Annotated in this window: 23 protein-coding genes, 1 tRNA gene and 1 pseudogene; 18 read left to right on the forward strand and 7 right to left on the reverse strand. The window is 61.9% G+C overall.

Annotated features, from left to right (window positions below; translation table 11 throughout):
* Positions 1–41: 41 nt before the first annotated feature.
* Entirely contained in the window at positions 42–824 is a 783-nt protein-coding gene (locus LMJ30_RS14115; RefSeq protein WP_229432952.1) for a 3-hydroxybutyrate dehydrogenase, read from the reverse strand.
* Positions 825–999: 175 nt separating this feature from the next.
* Here LMJ30_RS14115 and LMJ30_RS14120 point away from each other — a divergent pair.
* The 6 genes and pseudogenes from LMJ30_RS14120 to LMJ30_RS14145 all read left to right on the forward strand — a co-directional run.
* A pseudogene (locus LMJ30_RS14120) lies at positions 1,000–1,872 on the forward strand (alpha/beta fold hydrolase); the annotation flags it as partial.
* Positions 1,873–1,896: 24 nt separating this feature from the next.
* A complete protein-coding gene (locus LMJ30_RS14125; protein ID WP_229433026.1) occupies positions 1,897–2,247 on the forward strand; it encodes a RidA family protein in 351 nt (116 codons plus the stop codon).
* Positions 2,248–2,253: 6 nt separating this feature from the next.
* Complete coding sequence (locus LMJ30_RS14130) at positions 2,254–4,497, forward strand: RelA/SpoT family protein (RefSeq protein ID WP_229432953.1); 2,244 nt, start codon at positions 2,254–2,256, stop codon at positions 4,495–4,497.
* Between the two features lie 3 nt (positions 4,498–4,500).
* Positions 4,501–5,304 (forward strand): MlaE family ABC transporter permease, encoded by an 804-nt coding sequence (locus tag LMJ30_RS14135; protein ID WP_229432954.1) that lies wholly within the window; start codon positions 4,501–4,503, stop codon positions 5,302–5,304.
* 10 nt (positions 5,305–5,314) lie between these two features.
* Positions 5,315–6,268, forward strand: a complete 954-nt coding sequence (locus LMJ30_RS14140) for an MlaD family protein (protein ID WP_229432955.1) — start codon at positions 5,315–5,317, stop codon at positions 6,266–6,268.
* Positions 6,265–6,915, forward strand: coding sequence for a hypothetical protein (locus LMJ30_RS14145; RefSeq protein ID WP_229432956.1), 651 nt, complete (start codon positions 6,265–6,267; stop codon positions 6,913–6,915). Before LMJ30_RS14140 ends, LMJ30_RS14145 begins: the two co-directional genes overlap by 4 nt.
* Here the strand turns inward: LMJ30_RS14145 and LMJ30_RS14150 are convergent.
* From LMJ30_RS14150 to fdx, 3 genes are all read right to left on the reverse strand, one after another.
* The gene (locus tag LMJ30_RS14150; RefSeq protein ID WP_229432957.1) at positions 6,896–7,105 is read right to left on the reverse strand and encodes a DUF3079 domain-containing protein; all 210 of its coding nucleotides are present in this window, start codon (positions 7,103–7,105) and stop codon (positions 6,896–6,898) included. The genes LMJ30_RS14145 and LMJ30_RS14150 overlap by 20 nt on opposite strands.
* A gap of 369 nt (positions 7,106–7,474) precedes the next feature.
* Positions 7,475–8,068: an SRPBCC family protein gene (locus LMJ30_RS14155; RefSeq protein ID WP_229432958.1), complete on the reverse strand. Its 594-nt coding sequence runs from the start codon at positions 8,066–8,068 to the stop codon at positions 7,475–7,477.
* Positions 8,069–8,150: 82 nt separating this feature from the next.
* Positions 8,151–8,489 (reverse strand): ISC system 2Fe-2S type ferredoxin, encoded by a 339-nt coding sequence (gene fdx / locus LMJ30_RS14160; RefSeq protein WP_229432959.1) that lies wholly within the window; start codon positions 8,487–8,489, stop codon positions 8,151–8,153.
* 116 nt (positions 8,490–8,605) lie between these two features.
* Here fdx and LMJ30_RS14165 point away from each other — a divergent pair, with 116 nt between their 5' ends.
* The gene (locus LMJ30_RS14165) at positions 8,606–9,136 is read left to right on the forward strand and encodes a hypothetical protein (protein ID WP_229432960.1); all 531 of its coding nucleotides are present in this window, start codon (positions 8,606–8,608) and stop codon (positions 9,134–9,136) included.
* A gap of 126 nt (positions 9,137–9,262) precedes the next feature.
* On the opposite strand, the gene LMJ30_RS14170 is transcribed toward LMJ30_RS14165, so the two are convergent.
* Positions 9,263–10,177: an NAD(P)/FAD-dependent oxidoreductase gene (locus tag LMJ30_RS14170; protein WP_229432961.1), complete on the reverse strand. Its 915-nt coding sequence runs from the start codon at positions 10,175–10,177 to the stop codon at positions 9,263–9,265.
* 79 nt (positions 10,178–10,256) lie between these two features.
* Positions 10,257–11,171: a cation diffusion facilitator family transporter gene (locus tag LMJ30_RS14175; RefSeq protein WP_229432962.1), complete on the reverse strand. Its 915-nt coding sequence runs from the start codon at positions 11,169–11,171 to the stop codon at positions 10,257–10,259.
* 141 nt (positions 11,172–11,312) lie between these two features.
* Between LMJ30_RS14175 and LMJ30_RS14180 the strand changes: the two genes are divergently transcribed.
* From LMJ30_RS14180 to LMJ30_RS14230, 11 genes are all read left to right on the forward strand, one after another.
* Positions 11,313–11,389: transfer RNA gene (locus tag LMJ30_RS14180), tRNA-Val, on the forward strand.
* Positions 11,390–11,575: 186 nt separating this feature from the next.
* Complete coding sequence (gene thrS / locus LMJ30_RS14185; RefSeq protein ID WP_229432963.1) at positions 11,576–13,483, forward strand: threonine--tRNA ligase; 1,908 nt, start codon at positions 11,576–11,578, stop codon at positions 13,481–13,483.
* A gap of 30 nt (positions 13,484–13,513) precedes the next feature.
* Entirely contained in the window at positions 13,514–14,053 is a 540-nt protein-coding gene (gene infC / locus LMJ30_RS14190; protein ID WP_371873019.1) for a translation initiation factor IF-3, read from the forward strand.
* A gap of 201 nt (positions 14,054–14,254) precedes the next feature.
* The gene (rpmI, locus tag LMJ30_RS14195; protein ID WP_008449407.1) at positions 14,255–14,452 is read left to right on the forward strand and encodes a 50S ribosomal protein L35; all 198 of its coding nucleotides are present in this window, start codon (positions 14,255–14,257) and stop codon (positions 14,450–14,452) included.
* Between the two features lie 21 nt (positions 14,453–14,473).
* On the forward strand, positions 14,474–14,833 hold the full coding sequence (gene rplT / locus LMJ30_RS14200) for a 50S ribosomal protein L20 (protein ID WP_229432965.1): 360 nt from the start codon (positions 14,474–14,476) through the stop codon (positions 14,831–14,833).
* Between the two features lie 118 nt (positions 14,834–14,951).
* On the forward strand, positions 14,952–15,968 hold the full coding sequence (gene pheS, locus LMJ30_RS14205) for a phenylalanine--tRNA ligase subunit alpha (protein ID WP_229432966.1): 1,017 nt from the start codon (positions 14,952–14,954) through the stop codon (positions 15,966–15,968).
* Between the two features lie 31 nt (positions 15,969–15,999).
* The gene (pheT, locus tag LMJ30_RS14210; protein WP_229432967.1) at positions 16,000–18,426 is read left to right on the forward strand and encodes a phenylalanine--tRNA ligase subunit beta; all 2,427 of its coding nucleotides are present in this window, start codon (positions 16,000–16,002) and stop codon (positions 18,424–18,426) included.
* A 104-nt stretch (positions 18,427–18,530) separates the two neighbouring features.
* Positions 18,531–18,893: an integration host factor subunit alpha gene (locus tag LMJ30_RS14215; RefSeq protein WP_229432968.1), complete on the forward strand. Its 363-nt coding sequence runs from the start codon at positions 18,531–18,533 to the stop codon at positions 18,891–18,893.
* 8 nt (positions 18,894–18,901) lie between these two features.
* The gene (locus tag LMJ30_RS14220) at positions 18,902–19,324 is read left to right on the forward strand and encodes a MerR family transcriptional regulator (RefSeq protein WP_229432969.1); all 423 of its coding nucleotides are present in this window, start codon (positions 18,902–18,904) and stop codon (positions 19,322–19,324) included.
* Between the two features lie 192 nt (positions 19,325–19,516).
* Entirely contained in the window at positions 19,517–20,149 is a 633-nt protein-coding gene (locus tag LMJ30_RS14225) for a response regulator transcription factor (protein ID WP_054262954.1), read from the forward strand.
* Between the two features lie 189 nt (positions 20,150–20,338).
* Positions 20,339–21,862 (forward strand): CHASE3 domain-containing protein, encoded by a 1,524-nt coding sequence (locus tag LMJ30_RS14230; RefSeq protein WP_229432970.1) that lies wholly within the window; start codon positions 20,339–20,341, stop codon positions 21,860–21,862.
* Here LMJ30_RS14230 and LMJ30_RS14235 read toward each other — a convergent pair.
* Positions 21,759–22,568, reverse strand: a complete 810-nt coding sequence (locus LMJ30_RS14235; protein ID WP_229432971.1) for a Crp/Fnr family transcriptional regulator — start codon at positions 22,566–22,568, stop codon at positions 21,759–21,761. The genes LMJ30_RS14230 and LMJ30_RS14235 overlap by 104 nt on opposite strands.
* Positions 22,569–22,596: the final 28 nt, after the last annotated feature.

Below are 22,596 nucleotides of genomic sequence, written 5' to 3' on the forward strand. Positions count from 1 at the left end.
AGCGCCTCCGCGCGAGTCGACGGGGACGGCGATCTTGCGCTTTACTGCGCCACCCAGCCCCCATCCATATTCCACGCCACGCCGCGCACCTGCGCGCCCGCCGGGCTGCAGAAGAATACCGCCAACGCGCCCAGTTCCTCCGGCGTCACAAACTCGCCCGACGGCTGCTTTTCTGCCAGCAGCGCTTTCTTGGCCGCATCATTGCTCAAGCCATCGCGCGCGGCGCGGTCGTCCACCTGCTTTTGCACCAGCGGGGTCAACACCCAGCCCGGGCAGATCGCATTGCAAGTCACGCCCGTGTGCGCCGTCTCCAGCGCCGTCACCTTGGTGAATCCAACCAGTCCGTGCTTGGAGGCGACGTATGCCGACTTTTGCGCCGACCCCACCAGTCCATGCACCGACGCCAGGTTGATGATCCGGCCCCAGTTCTTCTGCTTCATGCCCGGCAACGCGAGGCGGGTGGTGTGGAAGGCCGAGGTCAGGTTGATCGCGATGATCGCGTCCCATTTTTCAATCGGAAAATCTTCGATGTTCGACACATGCTGGATGCCAGCATTGTTAACGAGAATATCCACGCCGCCAAATTTGTCCTCGGCAAACTTCATCATGGCTTCGATCTCGGACGGCTTGGACATGTCGGCATTGTGATAAGCAGTCTGCACCCCAAACTCCTGCCCGACTTCGCGGTACAGCTTTTCGATTTGCTGGGCGTCGCCGAAACCGTTGAATACAATGTTAGCGCCTTGCTGGGCCAAGGTGCGGGCAATGCCCAGCCCGATGCCGGAGGTGGAGCCGGTGACAAGTGCAGTTTTGCCGCTTAACATGCTTGTATTCATTGTGTCCTCTGAGAGAATGGTTGGCTGGAGACGGATCGGCAGCGCTGCGCGCTACACCTTGGTAGAATTCTAATCGCAACGCCGGGTAAAATGTCAGTTTTGCCAGAAGTCAGGTCGTTAGACTGAGAAACGGCGACGGATATCCGCCCAGATAGGAATCGGCATGGTTGAACCAAGAATAAAATCCGTCCAGTGCATTTCCCCCGCAGGCTTGCACGAGATGTCGTACAAGGAGTGGGGCGACGAGAACAATCCGAAGGTGCTGGTCTGCGTGCACGGCGTGACGCGGGTCAGCGACGACTTCGACAAGCTGGCGCGCGCGCTGTGCGGCCACTACCGCGTGGTGTGCCCGGATGTCGTCGGGCGCGGCCGCTCCGGCAAGCTGGCCAACCCCGAGCTGTACCGCGTGCCGCAATACGTCAGCGACATGGTGACCCTGGTCGCGCGCGTGAGCGCCGTCCCCAACACCAGCATCGACTGGTTCGGCACCTCGATGGGCGGCCTGATCGGCATGGCGCTCGCGTCGCTGCCGCATAATCCGATCCGCAAACTGGTGCTCAACGATATCGGGCCATGCCTCGATGCGGCGGCGCTGCAGCGTATCGGCGACTACATCGGCCAGGAGCTCAGCTTCCCGGACTTCGACAAGGCCGCCTCCTTTGTCCGCGAGGTGTCGCTGTCGTTCGGCGAGCACAGCGACGACGAGTGGCACAAGCTGGCCAGCGACGTGCTGCGCGAAGAAGAGGGCGGCCAGTGGGTGCGCCATTACGACATGGGCCTGGCGCAGCCGTTCAGGTCAAGCACCCCCGAGACAGTGAAGGCCGACGAGCGCATGCTGTGGGCGGCGTATGATGCGATCCGCTGCCCGACCTTGCTGGTGCGGGGCGAGCATTCCGACTTGCTCTCGCGCGAGACGGCGCAGGAGATGACGCGCCGCGGGCCGAAGGCCACGCTGGTCGAGATTCCAAACGTCGGCCACGCGCCGACCTTCCTGCACGACGACCAGATCGCAATTGCAAAACAATTTTTAATCGGCCCAGCCGACCTTCTGAAAGAGACCATGGAAATCACACGACTGCACGTAGGCAAGCGCCTCTCCGAAGTAGCTGTTTATAACGACACCGTCTACCTGGCAGGCCAGATCGCCGACGACACCAGCGCCGACATCGTGGGCCAGACCCGCGAAGTGCTGGCCCACGTCGACCGCCTGCTGACCGAAGCGGGCAGCGACAAGACCTGTATCCTGATGTGCCAGATCTACATCTCCGACATGGCCAACTTCCCGCGCATGAACGAGGTGTGGGATGAATGGGTGGCCCAGGGCCACACCCCGCCGCGCGCCACCGTTGAAGCGAAGCTGGCCAACCCGGCCTGCCTGGTCGAGATCGTGGTCACCGCGGGCAAGCGCTAAATCGTCATGGTAGCTATTGCGGCGCTTGGCAGCGCAACGACGCAGCTCGTCCAGGGCCTCGGCCCGGAGGACTGCGCGCGCGTGGAGGCGGCGCTGGCCTATGCCAGCGACGCCTACCAGGACAAGGTTTGCACGTCCGGCCAGAACGCGCTGGAGTTTTCGATCGGCGTGGCCAGTACGCTGGCCTACCTGAACAGCGACGCCGAAACGCGGATCGCCGGGCTGCTGTTCGAATTGTCGATACTCGATCCGGACGCCGCAGCGGGCCTTGAAGCGCGCGTGGGCAAGGACGCGACCGACCTGGTGTCGGGCGTGCGCCAGCTGATCCGCCTGCGCGACATGACCGTGGGGCAGAAAGAGACCGGGCGCGGCAAGGGCGCGTCGCAGCGCGCGGTGGCCCAGGTGGAAACGCTGCGCAAAATGCTGCTGGCGATGGCGAGCGACATGCGCGTGGTGCTGGTGCGGCTGGCGTCGTGCGTGACCACCTTGCGCTACTTCGCCGACATGAAGCTGTTTAACGACATGACCCACGCGTACGGCCGCGAGACGCTGGACCTGTACGCGCCGCTCGCCAACCGCCTCGGCATCTGGCAGCTGAAGTGGGAGCTGGAAGACCTGTCGTTCCGCTTCATCGAGCCCGACACGTACAAGCGCATCGCCAAGATGCTAGAGGAAAAACGCATGATGCGCGAGGGCTTCGTGCACTCGGCCATCGTGCGCCTGCAGGACGAGCTGGCGGCCGCCGGCATCAAGGCTGAAGTATTCGGCCGGCCAAAACATATCTACAGCATCTGGAACAAGATGCGCGGCAAGGACCTCGATTTCAGCGAGCTGTATGACGTGCGCGCCTTCCGCGTGATCGTCCCTGACATCAAGACCTGCTACACGGTGCTGGGCGTGGTCCACAACATCTGGACCCCGATCCCGAAAGAATTCGACGACTACATTTCGCGGCCGAAGCCGAACGGCTACCAGTCGCTGCACACGGTGGTCACGGCGGAAGACGGCCGTCCGCTGGAAGTGCAGATCCGCACCCAGGAAATGCACAACTTCGCCGAGTACGGCATCGCCGCGCACTGGCGCTACAAGGAAGAAGGCGGGTCCAACTTCAAGGGCCAGAAGTACGACGAAAAAATCGCATGGCTGCGCCAGCTGCTGGCGTGGAAGACCGACGTCGCCGACGCCGTCGTCGAAGAAGAGGAGATCCAGCGCGAGTGGGTCGAGAAGCTCAAGTCGACCACCCTGGACGACCGCATCTTCGTGCTGACGCCGCAGGCGCGCGTGCTTGAGCTGCCGGTCGGCGCCACGCCGATCGACTTCGCCTACCACCTGCACAGCGAGGTTGGACACCGCTGCCGCGGCGCGCGGGTGGACGGCGTGATGGTGCCGCTCAATACCCCGCTGAAGAACGGCCAGACCTGCGAGATCATCACCGCCAAGGGCGCGCCCGGCAGCGCTGGCCCGTCGCGCGACTGGCTCAGCCCCGGCTACACGGTCAGCACGCGTACCCGCGCCAAGGTGCGCGCGTGGTTCCATGCGATCGACCAGCAAGAGACGCTGTCGCACGGCCGCGCGCAGATCGAAAAGACGCTCCAGCGCGAAGGCAAGACGGCCGTCAACCTGGAAGCGCTGGCGCACAAGCTGGGCTTCAACAAGGTCGAGGAGATGTTCATCGCGGTCGGCAAGGACGAATTCAGCCTGCGCCACGTCGAGCACGCGCTGCACGATACCGGCGAAGCCGCGGCGGCGCCGGAAGACGCGGTGGTCCTCAACAAGAGCCGCGCCTCAAGCGTGGAGCAGGGCGCCAAGTCCGGCGTGCTGGTGGTGGGCACCGATGGCCTGATGACCGCGCTGGCCAAGTGCTGCAAGCCGGCGCCGCCGGACGGCATCGTCGGCTTTGTCACGCGCGGCAAGGGCGTGTCGATCCACCGCGCCACGTGCAAGAACTTTGCCGAGATGCGTGCCAAGGCGCCGGAGCGGGTGATCCATACAGAATGGGGCAGGACGGGGCAGGACACCGTCTACCCGGTCGACCTGTTCATCCTCGCCGGCGACAGGCAGGGCCTGCTGCGCGATATTTCGGAGGTCTTCTCGCGCGAGAAGATCAACGTGATCGGGGTGAACACGCAAAGCGCCAAGGGGCAGGCGCGCATGACCTTTACCGCGGAAATCGGTTCGACCGCGCAGCTGCAAAAGGCCCTCGCCGCAATCGGCGAGGTGAATGGCGTGCAGGAAGCACGGCGCCAGTAGCCAATGCGCCCTAATTCCTTCCTCTACACGCAGCCGCGCGACTGGGGCATGGTCATCTTGCGCATTGCGCGCAGCTGGTGGTACATGATCCACCTGGGCGCCATCGCCATTGTGATGGCGCTGTCGCTCAAGACCTACAGCCGCGCCAACCGCATCGTCGCGTCGCGCTTCATCTACGCCAGCACCTGGCAGGTACTGCCCTGGTTCACGGTGCTCGCGGCGCTGGTCAGCCTTGTCATCATCCGCATCGTGGTCGTTACCGCGCTCAGTTACGGGTTGTCGTCGTACGCGCTGGAGATGGTGGTGCGGGTGCTTGTCCTTGAGCTTATTCCCCTCACCGCCGCGATGTTCGTCGCGCTCAGGGCGAGCATGGCCTTCAACGCCGGCGATGCGCTCGCCGTTGCCGCAGCGGCGTCGCCCGACACCTCCCAGCGCGCGCAGGCGCGCCTGCGCCAGGAGCTGGTGCCGCAGGTGATCGCCAACGCGTTCGCGGTCCTCAGCCTCGCCATGGTCAGCAGCGTGATCGTGCTGGTGCTCGCGTATGCCAACGTCTACGGCCTGTCGCCATGGGGCGTGCCGGATTACACACGTACCGTCGGCCGCATTTTTAATCCGGCCGTGACCATTGGATTCATCTTCAAGACCGTATCGTTCGGGCTGGCCGTCGCGGTAATCCCGACGGCGGCGATCCTGGAAATGCATCGCTACGGCCTGCGCTCGTCATCGACGGTGCAGCCGGGCGCGGTGCGCCTGCTGTTCGTGCTGCTGATGATCGAAGCGGCTTCGCTTGCCATCAAATACATTTAAGAGGACTGACATGACCGAACCTGTAGCCCCCGCCGCCGACGCCGCGCCCGTGGAAACGGTCGCCAACGTCGAGGCGAAGGCGGTGGCGCTGCTCCTGCTGATGGCGGCCCTGAGCGTGGCCTTCCTGCTGTATGTGATGTATGCGCGCGGCGTGTTCGAGGTCACCCAGCGGCTGGTGCTGGTGTCGGACGACTCGGAAGGCGTCATCCCGGGCATGGACATGACGTTCTCGGGATTCCCGATCGGGCGCGTGCAGCGTGTCGAGCTGGCGCCGGACGGCAAGGCGCGCATCCTGGTGGACGTGCCGCGCAAGGACGCCAGGTGGCTCAAGGTAAGCAGCGTGTTCACCCTGGAACGCAGCATGGTCGGCGAAACGCGCATCAAGGCTTTTACCGGCATGCTGGACGATGCGCCGCTGCCGGAAGGCGCCGTGCGCACCGTCTTGCGCGGCGATACCAGTGCGGAGATTCCGCGCGTGGTGGCAAGCGCCCGCGCGCTGCTTGAAAACCTTGATTCGATGACGCGCAGCGATTCGGCCATCAATAACAGCCTGGCCAATCTTGAAACTGCGACCGGGCGCTTCGCGGGCAAGTATGGGCTGCTCGGTGGCGCGCTGGGCAGCGACGCCGAAGCCCAGAAGCTGATCGTGACCCTCGACCGCGTCAATGCGCTGCTCGCCAAGACCGACCAGCGCGTGTTCGGCAAGAAGGGCCTGATGGACGATACGCAGGCCGCCGTCATCCAGATGAATGTGGTGCTGAAAGACGCCAGCAATACGCTCAAGAAGCTCGACGCGGTGCTGGCGGAGGCGCAGGAGGTGGGCGCCAACGCCAAGGTCGCCACCAAGGACCTGGGCGCGCTGCGCGCCGAGGTCGACGCCAGCCTGCGCAAGGTCACGCGCATGATCGATGAAATCAACCGCAAGTGGCCATTTGCACGCCAACCGGAGCTGAAGCTGCCATGACCAAGACTGCACTGACCCTCGTTGTAGCGCTGGCACTGGCCGGCTGCGCCAGCAAACCCGCGCCGCCGGCCTGGAAATCCAATGCCGCTGACGCGCTCAAGGGCTACAGCGACGCCTACCTGAAGGGCAATACCTCGATTGCCGAATCGGAGTTCGCGCGCGCGCGCAGCGAAATCGCCAGCACCGGCCGCCCGGACCTGGTCGCGCTGGCGGAACTGGTTCGCTGCGCGAGCCGTGTCGCCAGCTTGGAGTATGACGACTGCCCGGGCTTTGCGAAGCTGGCGCAGGACGCGACCGCGGGCGAGCGCGCGTATGCGGATTACCTGGGCGGGCGCTGGCAGGGACTGGATGCGTCGCTGCTGCCGGAGCAGCACCAGGCGGTGGTGCGCAGCAGCGCCGGTGCGGCCACGGGCGTGCTGGCGGCGATCCGGGATCCCTTGTCGCGCATGGTCGCGGCCGGGGCGCTGATGCAGGTGGGGCGCATCGGACCGGCGGATATCGCACTGGCGACCGAGACCGCGTCGGGGCAGGGCTGGCGCAGGCCATTGCTGATGTGGCTCGGCGTTGCGCTCGAGCGCGCACGCGCCGCCGGCGACACAGCCGAGGCCGACCGCCTCCAGCGCCGCATCAGCCTGGTGACTCCGTAGCCGGCGCGTCCTCCGGGTCTTGCTGGGCGTCCAGCCCCCACGATTGCCAGCCGCTGCCGAAAAATTCGATCGGGTGCTGGGTGCGGTCCGAGCCGTTGCCGCAGGCGAGGGAATCGGTCGGGCAGTACTTGTCGCAACCCCAGCAGATGCGCTCGGGGTTTGGCGGGTTGATTGGAAATTTCTTTGCCATGGCGTCAGGATGGATCGGGCAGCAAGGTTTGCTTCCGGACGCTCGTCGCGGCACGGCGGTCAGCCCGCCGCCTTGCATCCCCGCCTTGCATCCAGAAGCCAGAACCATCCTATTCCGGCGCCATCAGTTCCACCAGCGACAACTGGGAACATTCCGGCATCCCCTCAAGAAAACGTAACCTGGGTCAAGTTTTGAGGTGCGGCATAACAACGTGCAATCCGATGCGGACCACACTTATCCCGACCGAAATGGCCGTCAATCGGGTAACGCGGTCGGCCCGCTGTTCAATACGCGAGGCGAAGTTCCGATCTGCGTGCAGCAACACTGCCCGAACGGGCAACTTGGATCAATTGCTCGCCGCGCCGTCGATTAATGCTGGGTGACCTCGCCGCGCCACGCCCCGGTTTCCCTGCCCCGCGCTTCGATCATCTCCTTGAAGCGTTCCAGGTTGCGGCGCGCTTCCATCCGCACCGCGCCCAGCGCATCGCCAATGCTCTCGACCGGGCCTTCGGGTGTGTACTCCATCTGCAGCATCACCTTGGTCGTCGTATCGTTGAGCTTATGGAAGGTGACCACGCCACCGTTGCGCACGCCGCTTGTGCTGCGCCACGCAATGCGCTTGTCAGGGATCTGCTCGGTAATCTCGGCGTCCCATTCCTTTTCCTTGCCGGCCACATCGGCACGCCAGTGCAGGTGCGTGTCATCGATCTGGCGGACTTCATGGACGCTGTCCATAAACCTTGGAAACTCTTCGAACTGCGTCCACTGGTTGTAGGCACTGCTGACAGGAACATTTACCTCAATCGACTCTTCCACCGTTGATCCGTGACTCGGACCGGCGCCTTTTTTCATCTGTTTGGACAGCAGGTATCCGCCGACAGCAAGTGCGGCGACTGTGACAACACGGTTTAGCATATTGTTTTTCTCCTGTAAAAGTCGGCGCATGCTGGTCGTGCGCGCCATTCGGGATCCACATAGATCAGACTTGAGCGGCGCGTGATGGTTCGGATTTTTTCGCTACTTCATGCGCAAGTTCTAACTGGGATCAGCCGGCTTCCTTGGCCAGGTTCAGCGAGTAGCGCGGAATGTCAACCACCAGGTTTTCGTCGGCGACAATTGCCTGGCACGACAGGCGCGAATGCGGCTGCAGGCCCCAGGCGCGGTCGAGCATATCTTCTTCATTGTCGTCGACCTCGTTGAGCGAGGCAAAGCCCGACTGGACGATTACGTGGCAGGTGGTGCAGGCGCCGACCTTGCCGCAGGCATGCTCGATGTCGACGCCGTGGTCGAGCAGGGCGTCGCAGATCGTCGTCCCGGGCGCGACGTCGAACTCGGTGCCGGCGGGAGCGTACTCGGGGTGTGGCAGAACGGTGATTTTGGTCATCGCAATCAACGCGGGAGTAGTCGTCCTGATTATACGCCGCTGTCCTTGTTGCTTGATGGACATGTGTGCGCGCTGTCGGTACACTTCACCCGGTTTTCACTACTTGCTGACGCCCCATGCCCGACACCACTGTTGAGATACTCACCGCGCTGAAAGATCCCTTGCAGATCCTGGCCGGCGGCCTTGTCGCGGTCATCGGCGCGGCCGTCCAGAGCCGCCTGAGCCACTCGCAGGCGCGCTCCAGGCTGCGGCTGGAAAAGCTCGAACGCGCATATTCCCTGTGCCAGCAGGTGTACGACGGTTATCAACGTGAAATCTATAACCTCAAGAGCAACAGGATGGGGCGGGTGGACACCTATGTCGACCAGCACAGGCGGCCCGGGCCCGAGATGAGCGAACTGAAGATGCTGGTGCGTTGCTACACGCCAAAGCTCGACCAGACCCTCGCCGCCATGAACGTCGAGCATACGCAGTTGAAGGAGCTGACCAAGCGCATTTACGCCGATGCAATTGCGGGCCGCACCCCGGAACCGGACGAGTTCGCGAAAGACTGCGCCGATGCCGATACCTGGCTGGCGGGCCTGGGCGACTGCTGCAACAAGATGAAGGAAGACCTGTCCTGCCTCGTCCGCCCGCACGCCAAATAGAACCACTACCGTCGTTCCCGCAACAGCGGGAACCTATACCCCGCAAGCGCAAGCGATATAAATTGTGCGTCCAGTGAATGGCTGGGTTATGGGTTCCCGCCTGCGCGGGAACGACGTGTGAAACGATTACTCCCTGAACTTGCGCGGCAGCCGGCTGTGGATCCGCGTTGCCGCCACCGCTGCTTGCCCGGCAGCCACGCTGATCTGGTTGAGCCCGCGCACCACGTCGCCCACGGCGTACAGGCCGGGCACCGAGGTGGCCTGGTACTCATCCACCACCAGCTTCGCGCAGTCGGTCGTCTCGGCGCCCAGGGCAACGGCCAGGTCCGAGCGCGCCGTTTCCCCCAGCATCGGGTACACCACATCGAAATGATGGTCGACGCCGTCCTCGGTGTGCAGGACCGGTTTCATGTCTTCGCTCATCGTGACGCCGAGTAAGGGCGATTCGACCCGTTTGATGTTCGCTTCTTTCAGCCGCTGCTGGTCCTTGCCGGTCGGGCAGGTGCTGGTGTCGCGCTCGAACAGGGTGACGTCGTTCGAGAAGGTGCGCAGGAACAGGGAGTGCCCGACGCAGTTTTCGGGTGCGCCGATGACGGCAATGCGCTTGTCGAGGACGTCGAAACCATCGCATACAGGACATAGCCGGACCGCGCCGCTGGTCACCGCCTCGTGCCAGTTTTCGATCGGCATGCCGGCGTCGGCGATGCCGGTGGAAACCAGCACGGTGCGGGCATGCAGCTGGCCGCCTTCGAATTCCGCCGTGAAATACTCATCATTGCGCGTCAGGCTGGTCACCTCGCCCTCGGTGACATGGCCGCCGTAGCGCCCCAGCTGGCTGCGCAGGTTGTCGAGCAGCTGGGTGCCGCCGATGCCATCAGGAAATCCTGGGAAGTTGTGCGTGACCGGAATCAGTTGCAGGCGGCTGTTGCCCTTGTCGACAACGACAATGTCGCGGCGGAAGCGGCGCAGGTAAATCGCTGCCGTCAACCCGCCGGGGCCGCCGCCAATAATGAGGGTGTCGTAGATTTTCGATGGGGTCATTGAACCATTATCGGTAGCGCACGATTGACTGGCAATCGGCAGCTTCGCCGCAAGCTGGTAAGACCGGGCTTACAACTGATCAGTGCGTTTCAGGCTGGAGGGTGATGTGGTCGATGCCGTGGCGCTCCAGCAGCATGGCCTTGACCGCCTCGAGCACCTGCGGCCATTCGCTCAGGTCGCGGATCTGCAGGTGGCCGATCAGCGCCGGCTCGCCGGGCGACATGTCCCACACGTGCAGGTCGTGCACCGACAGCACGCCGGGCACCTTGGCGAGGTCGGCGCCAACCCGGATGTAATCGATGTGATGGGGCACCGCTTCCATCAGGAAGTGGTAGGAGTCGCGCAGCACACCGAAGGTTGACTTAAGGATCAGCACCGCCACCAGCATCGACAGCAAGGGGTCGATCTGCATCCACCCTGTCAGCGCGATGACCACGCCGGCGATGATCGCGGCGACCGAACCGAGCATGTCGCCCATCACATGCACCAGCGCGGCGCGGGTGTTCAGGCTGTTCTTGTCGCGCGACAGGATCCATGCCACCACCAGGTTGATTGCCAGGCCAACGGCGGCAACCATGATGACGGTTTTGCCCTGCACCGGTTCCGGCGCCGCAAACCGTCCGATCGCTTCCGACACGATCCAGCCGACCACCGCGAGCATGGCGAGCGCATTCACAAATGCCGCCAGCGCTTCGGCGCGCACGAAGCCGAAGGAGTGGCGCGCCGACGGCGGCCGTCTTGCGATCAGCTGGGCCATCAGGGCAAGCCCAAGCGCGGCGGCGTCGGTGACCATGTGGCCGGCGTCCGATATCAGCGCCAGCGAATTGGCCAGGAAACCGGCGGCCACTTCGACGACGGCGAATACCAGGGTCAGGCCGAGCGCCCAGCCAAGGATCGCCTGGCTGCGGCCGGCGATGGAGTGGACATGCTTGGCGTCGCCTTCGCCGTGGGCGTGCAGGTGGGCGGAGGATTGTTCTGGCGGGGTTGATTGCATTTGTTATTAATAGAAGGGAAAGCAGGCGACAGTGTAGCCGGGTTGGGCGCGGAGCCCAAAATGGAAATTTTGAAAGAAAACTAATTCCCCGCAAAATAGCCCTTGTTTTTCGCGGAACGCCTCTCTATAATGCTGGGCATCGGGCGGTTAGTTCAGCTGGTTAGAATACTTGGTCGACATCCAAGGGGTCGGGGATTCGAATTCCTCACCGCCCACCAGAACACATAGTAAGAGCGAGAAAGGCACCACGGTTATGACACCGCGAACTACAACCAAGTTGTGGGAGCGACGCTAGTCAGCGTGGGGATTTCTTTGGCTTGAAAAAAGAAAAACGCGGCTAGTCCGCGTTTTTTTTCGTCCGCGTTTTTGTTTATCACATTTAGTTCAAAGTTCAGGAGAGCAGCATGGTCGCAGTCCGACTCCCAGATGGTTCCCAGCGCCAGTTTGACGGCCCAGTCACCGTAGCAGACGTCGCGGCAAGCATCGGCGCCGGCCTGGCCAAGGCCGCGCTGGCCGGCAAGGTCGACGGCAAGGTCGTCGACACCTCGTTCCTGATCGAGCAGGATGCCGAGCTGGCCATCATCACCGACAAGGACGCGGAAGGGCTGGACGTGATCCGCCACTCCACCGCCCACCTGCTGGCCTACGCGGTCAAGGAGCTGTTCCCGGAGGCGCAAGTGACCATCGGCCCGGTGATCGAGAACGGCTTCTACTACGACTTCTCGTACAAGCGTCCGTTCACGCCGGAAGACCTGGCGGCGATCGAGAAAAAGATGCAGGAAATCGCCAAGCGCGACGAGAAAGTCACGCGCACGGTGATGCCGCGCGACGAGGCGGTAGATTACTTCAAGTCGATTGGCGAGCACTACAAGGCTGAAATCATTGCCTCGATCCCGGCCAATGAAGACGTGTCGCTGTATGCCGAAGGCAAGTTCACCGACTTGTGCCGCGGCCCGCACGTGCCGTCCACCGGCAAGCTGAAAGTGTTCAAGCTGATGAAGCTGGCCGGCGCCTACTGGCGCGGCGACTCCAAGAACGAGATGCTGCAGCGCGTCTACGGCACCGCCTGGGCAAAGAAGGAAGACCAGGAGCTGTACCTGCATAACCTGGAAGAAGCGGAAAAGCGCGACCACCGCAAGCTCGGCAAGCAGCTCGACTTCTTCCATTTCCAGGACGAAGCGCCTGGCCTGATCTTCTGGCATCCGAAGGGCTGGACCATCTGGCAGCAGGTTGAGCAGTACATGCGCAACAAGTACCAGTTCAACGGCTACAGCGAAGTCAAGGCGCCGCAGATCCTCGACGTCACGCTGTGGCAGAAGACCGGCCATTGGGACAACTACCGCGAAAACATGTTCACGACCGAGTCGGAGAACCGTTCGTACGCGCTCAAGCCGATGAACTGCCCGGGCCACGTGCAGATCTACAACGCCGGCATGAAGAGCTACCGCGACCTGCCGCTGCGCTACGGCGAGTTCGGCCAGTGCCACCGCAATGAATCGTCGGGCGCGCTGCACGGCATCATGCGCGTGCGCGGCTTTACCCAGGACGACGGCCACATCTTCTGCACCGAAGAGCAGATCGAAGCCGAAGTGACCGCCTTCCACGCCCAGGCGATGGAGGTCTACGGCGACTTTGGCTTCTCGAATATCGACGTCAAGCTGGCGTTGCGTCCGGACAGCCGCATCGGCTCCGACGAGGTGTGGGACGCGGCTGAAGAAGCCCTGCGTTCGGCCCTGCGCGCCTGCGGCGTGACATGGACCGAGCTGCCGGGCGAGGGCGCGTTCTACGGACCGAAGATCGAGTACCACCTGAAGGACAGCCTGTCGCGTCCATGGCAGGTTGGCACGATGCAGGTCGACTTCTCGATGCCGGGCCGCCTGGGCGCCGAATATGTCGCGGAAGACAACAGCCGCAAGGTGCCGGTCATGCTGCACCGCGCGATCGTCGGTTCGATGGAACGTTTTATCGGCATCCTGATCGAAAACTATGCCGGCGCCTTGCCGATGTGGCTGGCGCCGGTACAGGTGGCGGTATTGAATATTTCCGACGCGCAAGCAGAGTATGCAACCGAACTGGCGGCACGTTTGCGCAAATCGGGATTCCGCGTTCACGCTGATTTGCGCAACGAGAAAATTACCTATAAAATACGCGAGCATTCCGTCCAAAAACTGCCATATATCCTCGTGATCGGCGACAAGGAGCGGGATGCCAATACTGTAGCTGTGCGAGCACGCGGCAATGTCGATTTGGGCGTCATGTCCATCGATGCGCTGGTCGAGCGCCTCAAGCAAGATATTGAATCCAAGGCTTGAAGTGATTAATTCCGCACAGCACTCCATTCGATTTTAAAAGGAAACAACATAGCTACTGACAAGTCGCATCGCATCAATGGCGAAATCACAGCCCCCGAAATGCGTCTCTCCGGGGTTGACAACGAGCCGCTTGGCATTGTGAGCCTGGCTGAGGCGTTTCGCCTGGCCGAAGAAGCGAACGTAGACCTGGTGGAAATCGCGCCAACGGCGCAGCCGCCGGTTTGCCGTCTGATGGACTACGGCAAGTTCAAGTATTCGGAGCAGAAGAAGGCCCACGAAGCTAAATTGAAGCAGAAGATCATCGTCCTGAAGGAAGTTAAATTCCGTCCGGGCACCGATGATGGTGACTACAATATCAAGCTGCGTAACCTGATCAAGTTCCTCGACGAGGGCGACAAAACCAAGATCACGCTGCGTTTCCGCGGCCGTGAGATGGCCCACCAGGATATCGGCTTCCGCATGCTGGAACGCCTGAAAGCCGACCTCGAGCCGTACGGCCAGGTCGAGCAGTTCCCGAAGATGGAAGGCCGCCAGATGATCATGATCCTGTCGCCGAAAAAGAAGAAGTAAGCGTCGTATCGGCGCACAGCGCAGGGGCGGGTGGGGTTTCCTCACCCGCCCCTGTGTTTTTCTACGTGGATTCGTGTTAGAATCTGCGGTTTCCTGCCTCCGGGTTGGGAAAACAACTGAGAAAGCAGGCATCTAAGCGCAGCGAGTTGCTGCCACCTGCAATCCTTTTATTTGGAGCTGCCCTGAACAGGCAGAACTAGCATGCCAAAAATGAAGACCAAAAGCTCCGCGAAGAAACGTTTTCGCGTGCGTCCAGGTGGTACCGTTAAGTCGGGTATGGCTTTCAAGCGCCACATCCTGACCAAGAAGACCACCAAAAACAAGCGTCAACTGCGTGGTACCCGTAACATCAATGCGTCCGACGTCACGTCCGTCATGCGCATGATGCCAACCGCTTAATCTCACAACTAAGGAGTTACTATGCCTAGAGTAAAACGTGGGGTTACAGCTCGTGCCCGTCATAAAAAGATTCTTGTACAAGCTAAAGGCTACCGTGGTCGCCGCAGCAAGGTATACCGTATTGCCAAGCAAGCAGTCATGCGCGCTGGCCAGTACGCCTACCGTGACCGCCGTAACAAGAAGCGCGTCTTCCGCCGCCTGTGGATCGCCCGTATCAACGCCGCTTCCCGTGAGCATGGCGTGACGTACAGCGTATTCATGAACGGCCTGAAGAAGGCAGCTATCGAACTGGACCGTAAAGTCCTGGCCGATATGGCAGTGATGGACAAGCCAGCGTTCGCTGCGATTGTCGCCGCTGTTAAAGCAAAGATCGCTGCGTAAGCAACGTTTGATGCATGCAAGCTAGCGCCGCTGTCACAGGCGGCGCGAAAAGAGCGGGGCAAGGTGCAAACCTGTGCCCCGTTTTTGATTGTGGAACGACTCAGGAAAACAAAAACGCATGAACTCCCTGGAAGAACTCGTCGTCACGGCGCAGGCTGACTTTATCGCCGCCCAAGACGCTGCCGCCCTTGAAAACGCCAAAGCCAAATACCTGGGCAAGACCGGCCAGGTCACCGAGCTGATGAAGGGCCTTGGCAAGCTCGAGCCAGAACAGAAGAAGGCCCAGGGCGCGCTGATCAATGCGGCCAAGGTGCAGATCGAGACCGCGCTGACCGCGCGCCGTGACGCCCTCGCCAACGCCCAGCTCGAAGCGCGCCTGAACGCCGAAGCGATCGACATCACCCTGCCTGGGCGCGGCCGCTCGAAGGGCGGCATCCACCCGGTGATGCGCAGCTGGGAACGGATCGAGGAAATCTTCCGCTCGATCGGTTTCGACGTGGCCGACGGCCCCGAAATCGAAAACGACTGGACCAACTTCACCGCACTGAACAGCCCGGAAAACCACCCGGCCCGTTCGATGCAGGACACCTTCTATGTGGAAGGCAATGACAGCACCGGCAAGCCGCTGCTGCTGCGCACCCACACCAGCCCGATGCAGGTACGCTATGCGCGCTCGCACACGCCGCCGATCAAGGTGATCGCGCCGGGCCGCACTTACCGCGTCGACAGCGATGCGACCCATTCGCCGATGTTCCACCAGGTCGAAGGCCTGTGGATCGCCGAAGGCATCAGCTTCGCCGACCTGAAGGGCGTCTACCTCAATTTCGTCAAGGCCTTCTTCGAGACCGACGACCTGCAGGTGCGCTTCCGTCCGTCGTACTTCCCGTTTACCGAACCGTCGGCCGAGATCGACATCGCTTTCGGTTCCGGTCCGCTCAAAGGCCGCTGGCTGGAAGTGTCGGGCGCCGGCCAGGTCCACCCGACCGTGGTGCGCAACTTCGGCCTCGATCCTGAAAAGTTCATCGGCTTCGCCTTCGGCTCGGGTATCGAGCGCCTGACGATGCTGCGCTACGGGATCAATGACCTGCGCCTGTTCTACGAAGGCGACCTGCGTTTCCTGAAACAGTTCAACTAATAATAATTTTTCGCGGCTGAAGGCTTAGATTATGCAATTTTCCGAAAACTGGCTCCGTACCATGGTCGATCCGAAGATGACGTCGGATGAACTGGCCCATTTGCTGACGATGTCCGGTCTCGAAGTCGAAGAAGTGGAGGCGGTCGCACCGCCATTTTCGAACGTGGTCGTGGCCGAAGTGCTGGAGGTGTCCAAGCACCCGAACGCCGACCGCCTGAACGTGTGCACGGTCGATGTCGGCACCAAGACCCACCTGAAGATCGTCTGCGGTGCGCCGAACGTGCGCGCCGGCATGAAGGCGATCTGCGCGATGGCTGGCGCCGTGCTGCCGCCGGGCAGCGACGGCAAGCCGTTTGAAATCAAGGTCGGCCAGCTGCGCGGCGTCGAATCGCAGGGCATGATGTGCTCGGCAAAGGAACTGAAGCTGTCGGAAGAAAGCAGCGGCCTGATGGAACTGCCGGCCGATGCGCCGGTCGGACAGAATATCCGCGACTACCTGGCCTTAAATGACCTCAAGTTCACCATCAAGCTGACCCCGAACAAGGCGGACTGCCTGTCGGTGCTGGGCGTGGCGCGCGAAGTGTCGGCCTTGACCGGCACGCCGCTGCATGTGCCGACCGCCCGCGCGGTTGCGGTGAACAGCGACGAAGTGCTGCCGGTGACCATCAGCGCGCCGGACCTGTGCGGCCGCTTTACCGGCCGCGTGATCCGCGGGCTGAATGCGCGCGCGGCAACGCCTGAATGGATGAAGCGCCGCATCGAGCGCAGCGGCCAGCGTTCCGTATCGGCGCTGGTGGACATTTCCAACTACGTGATGCTCGAACTGGGCCGTCCGTCGCACGTATTCGACCTCGACAAGATCGACGGCAAGATCGACGTGCGCTGGGGCCGCAAGGGCGAGAGCCTGAAGCTGCTCAACGGCAACACCGTCGAGGTGGACGACTGGGTCGGCGTGATCGCCGACGACCAGCAGATCGAATCGCTGGCCGGCATCATGGGTGGCGACTCGACCGCGGTATCGCTCGACACCGCCAACATTTACCTGGAAGCCGCATTCTGGTGGCCGAACGCCATCCAGGGCCGCGCCCGCCGTTTCAACTTCTCGACCGATGCGGCGCACCGCTTCGAGCGCGGCGTCGACTACGCGACCACGGTCGAGCACATCGAGCGCATCACCGGCCTGATCATTGAAATCTGCGGCACCCCTGGCACCACCGTCGGCCCGGTCGACGACCAGGTGGTCAATGTGCCGCAGCGCCAGCCTGTCACGATGCGCACCGCGCGCGCCCAGAAAGTGATCGGCGTGCCGGTCACCGACGCGATGGTGGCCGACATCTTCACCCGCCTGGGCCTGCCGTTCACCCAGCAGCCGGGCGAGTTCGCCGTCACCGCGCCGTCGTACCGCTTCGACATCGAGATCGAGGAAGACCTGATCGAGGAAGTGGCGCGCGTCTACGGCTTCGAGAACATTCCGGCCAATCCGCCGGTAGCCGCCAGCGCCATGCTGGCCCTGCCGGAAAACACCCGCTCGCTGTTCGCGCTGCGCCACCAGATGGCCGACCTCGGCTACCAGGAAGTGGTCAACATGAGCTTCGTGGAAACCGCATGGGAAGCCGACTTCTCCGGCAATGCCGACCCGATCAAGCTGCAGAACCCGATTGCCAGCCAGATGAGCGTGATGCGTTCGTCGCTGATCGGCAGCCTGGTCGCCAACGTGCGTTACAACCTGAACCGCAAGGCGGGCAGGGTGCGCGTGTTCGAGATCGGCGCCATCTTCAAGCGCAACCCGCAGGCCCAGGACGGCCCGCTGTCGGTGGCCGGTTTCGAGCAGCCCAAGCGCCTGGCCGCGATCGCCTACGGCCCGGCGGTGGAGGAGCAGTGGGGCGCGGCCAGCCGCGCGGTCGATTACTTCGACGTCAAGGCCGATGTCGAGGCGATGTTCGCTCCGTATGCCTTGCGTTTTGTAAAGGCGGATCACCCTGCGCTGCACCCGGGGCGCTCGGCAACCATCCTTCTGGATGGGCGCGAGATCGGTTTCATCGGCGAACTGCACCCGCGCTGGCTGCAGAAGTACGAGCTGCCGCAGGCGCCTGTGCTGTTTGAAGTCGACGCAGTTGCGCTACAACAACGCCCGTTGCCGAAGTACGAAGAGATTTCCAAGTTCCCGGGCGCCACCCGCGACCTGGCGCTGGTCGTCAAACAAACCGTGGCGGCACAGGATCTGCTGGACGCTTTCAATGCGGAAATCGCTGCAAATCCTGCCGGACGCATCGTGCAAGCCATTGTTTTGTTTGATGAATATCGGGGCGCAGGGCTGGAAACGGATGAAAAAAGCCTTGCTTTCCGCTTTAGCTTGCAAGATACTCAAACCACCTTGCAGGACGACCAGGTCGAGGCGTTGATGACGGCCGTGGCCAATGCTGCGAGAGAAAAACATCACGCGAAATCGCGTGGATAAACCCATCCAAAACGTAGCTTTATAGGCAGGGCTGGAAAATTAATAACAATGACGTAGATTCGGCCGTCCTCCAATCGGCACTGGCGGCGGACTTGCATCGTGCGATGCAAGTCGCCAAGGTGCGCCAGGAGGCCGAAAAGGACATGCCGACCTTGACCAAGGCCGAGCTGGCGGAACTGCTGTTCGAGCAAGTCGGCTTGAACAAGCGTGAAGCCAAGGACATGGTCGAGACCTTCTTCGACGAGATCCGCAATGCGCTCGAGCGCGGCGAAGCGGTCAAGCTTTCGGGCTTCGGCAACTTCCAGCTGCGCGACAAGCCGCAGCGCCCGGGCCGCAACCCGAAGACCGGCGAAGAAATCCCGATCACGGCGCGCCGCGTCGTGACCTTCCACGCGAGCCAGAAGCTCAAGGGCATGGTGGAAGAAACCAGCCCGGCGCCTTCGGCTGCCATGGCGCGCGCCGCCTGATCTAGCCGATGAACGACCGTCTCGCCAAGGCCGACCTGGTCGCGCTGCCGCCTATCCCGGCCAAGCGCTACTTTACGATCGGGGAAGTCAGTGAATTGTGCGGGGTCAAACCGCACGTACTTCGCTACTGGGAGCAGGAATTTACCCAGCTCAAGCCGGTCAAACGCCGTGGTAACCGCCGCTATTACCAGCACCACGAAGTCCTGCTGATCCGCCGTATCCGCGAACTGCTGTACGAGCAGGGGTTTACGATCAGCGGCGCACGCAATAAACTCGATAGCCGCGCCAGCGAAGCCGCATCGTCCCAGGAAGACTGGGCCGGTCTTGACGCCGGGCGCGAGACAACAAACGGCTTGCAACCCCAGTTCGACGGGGCATTGATACGCAAGGAACTCCTCGCCATCCTGGCCTTGCTGAAGCAAGAAACCTGAGATTGCTGACGGAAAGGAGTGCGCTGGTACTCTTTTTTCACTATTTCCGCATCGCGCTGTGCACCTGCCGGCGCACTCATGCGTTGTCGCTGTGCCGTACGCGCCTCATGAGTGCTAGAATGTTAATATTGTGTTTGCCGACGGGACACATGTGCAGCACTTTCCTATGCCAGGAAAATTTAAGGGAAGACAATGATACGCGTTGCCATTTGTGACGATCACCAAATTGTAAGAGCAGGTTTTAAACAGATTTTTTCCTCGTCGCCAGACTTTGATGTCGTCGCCGAAGGTGCTACCGGGCGTGAAGCCCTTGACATCGCACGCCGCGAGATTTGCGATGTGCTGCTGCTGGACATCGCCATGCCCGACCAGAGCGGCATCGACATCTTGCGCACCATCCGCCAGGGGCAACCCAACCTGCCGGTGCTGATCCTGTCCGGCTATCCGGCACAGCAGTACGCGCTGAACCTGTTCAAGATGGGCGCCAATGGCTACCTGAACAAGGAATGCGAAGCCGACGAGCTCAAGACGGCGGTGCGTACCGTGTTCCAGGGTCGCCGCTACGTGTCGTCGACCGTCGGCGAACTGCTGGCGCAAAGCTTCGACCGCGACCCCAACACTGCCTTGCATACCGAGTTGTCGGACCGCGAGTTCCAGGTGTTCCTGCGCCTGGCCAAGGGCGCAACCGTGTCGGACATCGGCGTGGCCCTGTCGCTCAGCATCAAGACGGTGTCGACCTACCGCACCCGCATCATGGAAAAAATGGGTTTGCAATCGAATAGCGACCTGACCTACTACGCAATGAAAAACAACCTGCTGGACTAAGCAGCGTACTGCAACGGGCCGTTCTGGCCCGTTCGTTCTTTTGTCTGTGGGAATAAATTCCGCAGCGCAACACCCTTTGCCCTCCTGCCAAGCAGTGCACATTACGGCCCAGTTAGGCTGCATTGCAGCATGTTCCCGGTCTATAATGGCCGTCAGACTTGCTCTGCGGCATGCATAAGGAACCCGAGAATGTACTTCACCACAGAACCCGAGGGCGCGCCGGCGTTGCCGTTCTATGCGACGGTGCTTGGCCTGGTGTGCGTGCTGATCCTGGTCGTCAACGGGGCCAGCCTGTTCCATAACCTGTCGTCGCTGAACGGCGCCAACGCCGTGCAAGGCCAGACCGCCAGGGTCAGCGACAAGCTACAGAACCTCAATGTGCTGGTGATGGATGCCGAAAGCAGCGTGCGCGGCTATTACCTGTCCGGTTCCGATGTCTGGCTCGGACCGATGCGCACCGCCTCCGCTGAAATCGAGCCGCAGTTCCGCGAACTCGAAAGCCTGCTTGCAGACAGCCCGTCCCAACTGAAGAACCTGTCGCAGTTGCGCACCCTGGTGCGGCGCAAGCTCGATGTGCTCGACCAGACCCTGGCCGTGTACCGCCAGGGCGGGCTCGAAGACATCGCGAAAATCGCCGCGACCACCGACAGCAAGGCCGACATGGACGAGATCCGCCTGCTGCTGGTCATCATGCAGCAGGAGCAGAACGAGGTGATGGCGGCGCGCCGCGCGGCGTTTTATGCAGAATACCAAAACGCGGTGCTGCTTGGCATCGGCATCAATGCCGCGGCCATCCTTGTCATCGTGCTGTTTTACGGGCTGATCCGCAGCAGTTATTTTGCGCGGCTGGCAACCCAGCGCGCCTTGCAGCATGCAAACGAAAACCTCGAATCCATGGTGGCCATGCGTACCGAGCAGTTGTCGGTATTGTCGCGCCACCTGATCCGTTTGTCGGAAGAAGAGAAGTCGCGCCTGGCGCGCGAGCTGCATGACGAGCTGGGCGCCAACCTGACCGCAATCAGCATCGACATCAACTGCGCCGCCGACGAATTGCGTACCGAGCACGCGCACATCGCGCAAAGGCTGGACCGCGCGCGCATGACCCTGGTGACAACGGTCGAACTGAAGCGCCGCATTGTCGAAGACCTGCGTCCCAGCTTGCTCGACAACCTGGGCCTGGCCGCCGCGCTGCAAAGCTACTGCGAAGAATTTGCCAGTGTCACCGGGGTGGAATGCGAAGCGCTGATCGAGGGCGACGTCGACGTCGCCGGACCGATGCACGCCATTGCGGTATTTCGCATCGTCCAGGAAGCGCTGAACAACATCGCCAAATATGCGGGCGCGCGCACGGTCATCGTGCACCTCGCGCGCGAAGCCGGGGGCCTGGCGCTGGAGGTGTCGGATGATGGTGTGGGGATTGATGTGGACGCCGTCAGCAAGCCAAAATCGCACGGTTTGCTGGGCATGCGCGAACGCGCTTTGCTACTGGGTGGAAGCTTGCAGGTGAAACGCGGGGTGAACGATACCGGAACCTGCGTCGAAGCGTTCATCCCGCTGGCCGCGCAAGCCGAAGGCGCCCTGGCGCCCCACGACTTGCCTGCGCCGGCGCTTAGCGTGCCGCCACGTCCATCAGCAGGCGGTCATACTCAGTCTTCGCAACCTTGTAGCACTCTCCTGCATACTCCTCAAGGCCTTGACGGTCAATTACGGTGATGTTGCCGCGGCGGTACTGAATCAGTCCGTCGTCCTGCAACTTGCCAGCCGCTGCGGTGATGCTTTCGCGGCGTACGCCCAGCATGATCGAGATCAGTTCCTGGGTCACCTTCAGTTCGTTCGATGGGGAACGGTCGAGGCGGTCGAGCAGCCATCGGCACAGCTTCTGTTCGATCGAGCTGTGGCGGCCGCCAACGGCGTTCTGGGCCATCTGGGCGAACAGGGCGTTGGTGTAGCGCATCAAAAGCTGGGGCAGGGCGCCGCCCTGGTTGAAGGCATCGCGCAGGAACTGGGTCTTGAGGCGGTAGCCGTAGCCCGCGCTCTGGACCACTGCGCTGCACATGGCGCGCTCACCCATGAACAGGGAAACGCCGACCACGCCTTCATGGCCGACAACGGCGATTTCAGTGGTCGCGCCGTCTTCCATCACATACAGCAGGGAAACGATCGCGGTGGTTGGGAAATAGACGTATTCGAGCTTGCTGCCGAATTCGAACAGTTCTTTGCCGAAAGGCATAGGAACCAGTTCCAGGTGTTCAAACAGCGTTTCCAGGTCATTACGTGGAAGGGCGGCGAGCAATTCATTCTGCTGAGTACCGCTGAGGCTGACAACTGGCCGGGACGCAACTTTCAATTCCTTCGCGGTGACAGGAATCTGGTTTACCGATGTTTTTTGTGCGGCGTTACCAAGTTGGACGTTGTTCATTTTTTTCCTCACTAATCTCTAATAACCT

The organism is Massilia agrisoli (assembly GCF_020831365.1).
Taxonomy (GTDB): Bacteria; Pseudomonadota; Gammaproteobacteria; order Burkholderiales; family Burkholderiaceae_D; genus Telluria_A; species Telluria_A agrisoli.

What these genes read in the sequence shown, in the direction of transcription:
- LMJ30_RS14115 (WP_229432952.1), bottom strand. Translation starts at nt 824, where the DNA reads ATGTTAAGCGGCAAAACTGCACTTGTCACCGGCTCCACCTCCGGCATC.
- LMJ30_RS14125 (WP_229433026.1), top strand. Translation starts at nt 1,897, where the DNA reads ATGGAAATCACACGACTGCACGTAGGCAAGCGCCTCTCCGAAGTAGCT.
- LMJ30_RS14130 (WP_229432953.1), top strand. Translation starts at nt 2,254, where the DNA reads ATGGTAGCTATTGCGGCGCTTGGCAGCGCAACGACGCAGCTCGTCCAG.
- LMJ30_RS14135 (WP_229432954.1), top strand. Translation starts at nt 4,501, where the DNA reads ATGCGCCCTAATTCCTTCCTCTACACGCAGCCGCGCGACTGGGGCATG.
- LMJ30_RS14140 (WP_229432955.1), top strand. Translation starts at nt 5,315, where the DNA reads ATGACCGAACCTGTAGCCCCCGCCGCCGACGCCGCGCCCGTGGAAACG.
- LMJ30_RS14145 (WP_229432956.1), top strand. Translation starts at nt 6,265, where the DNA reads ATGACCAAGACTGCACTGACCCTCGTTGTAGCGCTGGCACTGGCCGGC.
- LMJ30_RS14150 (WP_229432957.1), bottom strand. Translation starts at nt 7,105, where the DNA reads ATGGCAAAGAAATTTCCAATCAACCCGCCAAACCCCGAGCGCATCTGC.
- LMJ30_RS14155 (WP_229432958.1), bottom strand. Translation starts at nt 8,068, where the DNA reads ATGGCGCGCACGACCAGCATGCGCCGACTTTTACAGGAGAAAAACAAT.
- fdx (WP_229432959.1), bottom strand. Translation starts at nt 8,489, where the DNA reads ATGACCAAAATCACCGTTCTGCCACACCCCGAGTACGCTCCCGCCGGC.
- LMJ30_RS14165 (WP_229432960.1), top strand. Translation starts at nt 8,606, where the DNA reads ATGCCCGACACCACTGTTGAGATACTCACCGCGCTGAAAGATCCCTTG.
- LMJ30_RS14170 (WP_229432961.1), bottom strand. Translation starts at nt 10,177, where the DNA reads ATGACCCCATCGAAAATCTACGACACCCTCATTATTGGCGGCGGCCCC.
- LMJ30_RS14175 (WP_229432962.1), bottom strand. Translation starts at nt 11,171, where the DNA reads ATGCAATCAACCCCGCCAGAACAATCCTCCGCCCACCTGCACGCCCAC.
- thrS (WP_229432963.1), top strand. Translation starts at nt 11,576, where the DNA reads ATGGTCGCAGTCCGACTCCCAGATGGTTCCCAGCGCCAGTTTGACGGC.
- rpmI (WP_008449407.1), top strand. Translation starts at nt 14,255, where the DNA reads ATGCCAAAAATGAAGACCAAAAGCTCCGCGAAGAAACGTTTTCGCGTG.
- rplT (WP_229432965.1), top strand. Translation starts at nt 14,474, where the DNA reads ATGCCTAGAGTAAAACGTGGGGTTACAGCTCGTGCCCGTCATAAAAAG.
- pheS (WP_229432966.1), top strand. Translation starts at nt 14,952, where the DNA reads ATGAACTCCCTGGAAGAACTCGTCGTCACGGCGCAGGCTGACTTTATC.
- pheT (WP_229432967.1), top strand. Translation starts at nt 16,000, where the DNA reads ATGCAATTTTCCGAAAACTGGCTCCGTACCATGGTCGATCCGAAGATG.
- LMJ30_RS14215 (WP_229432968.1), top strand. Translation starts at nt 18,531, where the DNA reads ATGCAAGTCGCCAAGGTGCGCCAGGAGGCCGAAAAGGACATGCCGACC.
- LMJ30_RS14220 (WP_229432969.1), top strand. Translation starts at nt 18,902, where the DNA reads ATGAACGACCGTCTCGCCAAGGCCGACCTGGTCGCGCTGCCGCCTATC.
- LMJ30_RS14225 (WP_054262954.1), top strand. Translation starts at nt 19,517, where the DNA reads ATGATACGCGTTGCCATTTGTGACGATCACCAAATTGTAAGAGCAGGT.
- LMJ30_RS14230 (WP_229432970.1), top strand. Translation starts at nt 20,339, where the DNA reads ATGTACTTCACCACAGAACCCGAGGGCGCGCCGGCGTTGCCGTTCTAT.
- LMJ30_RS14235 (WP_229432971.1), bottom strand. Translation starts at nt 22,568, where the DNA reads ATGAACAACGTCCAACTTGGTAACGCCGCACAAAAAACATCGGTAAAC.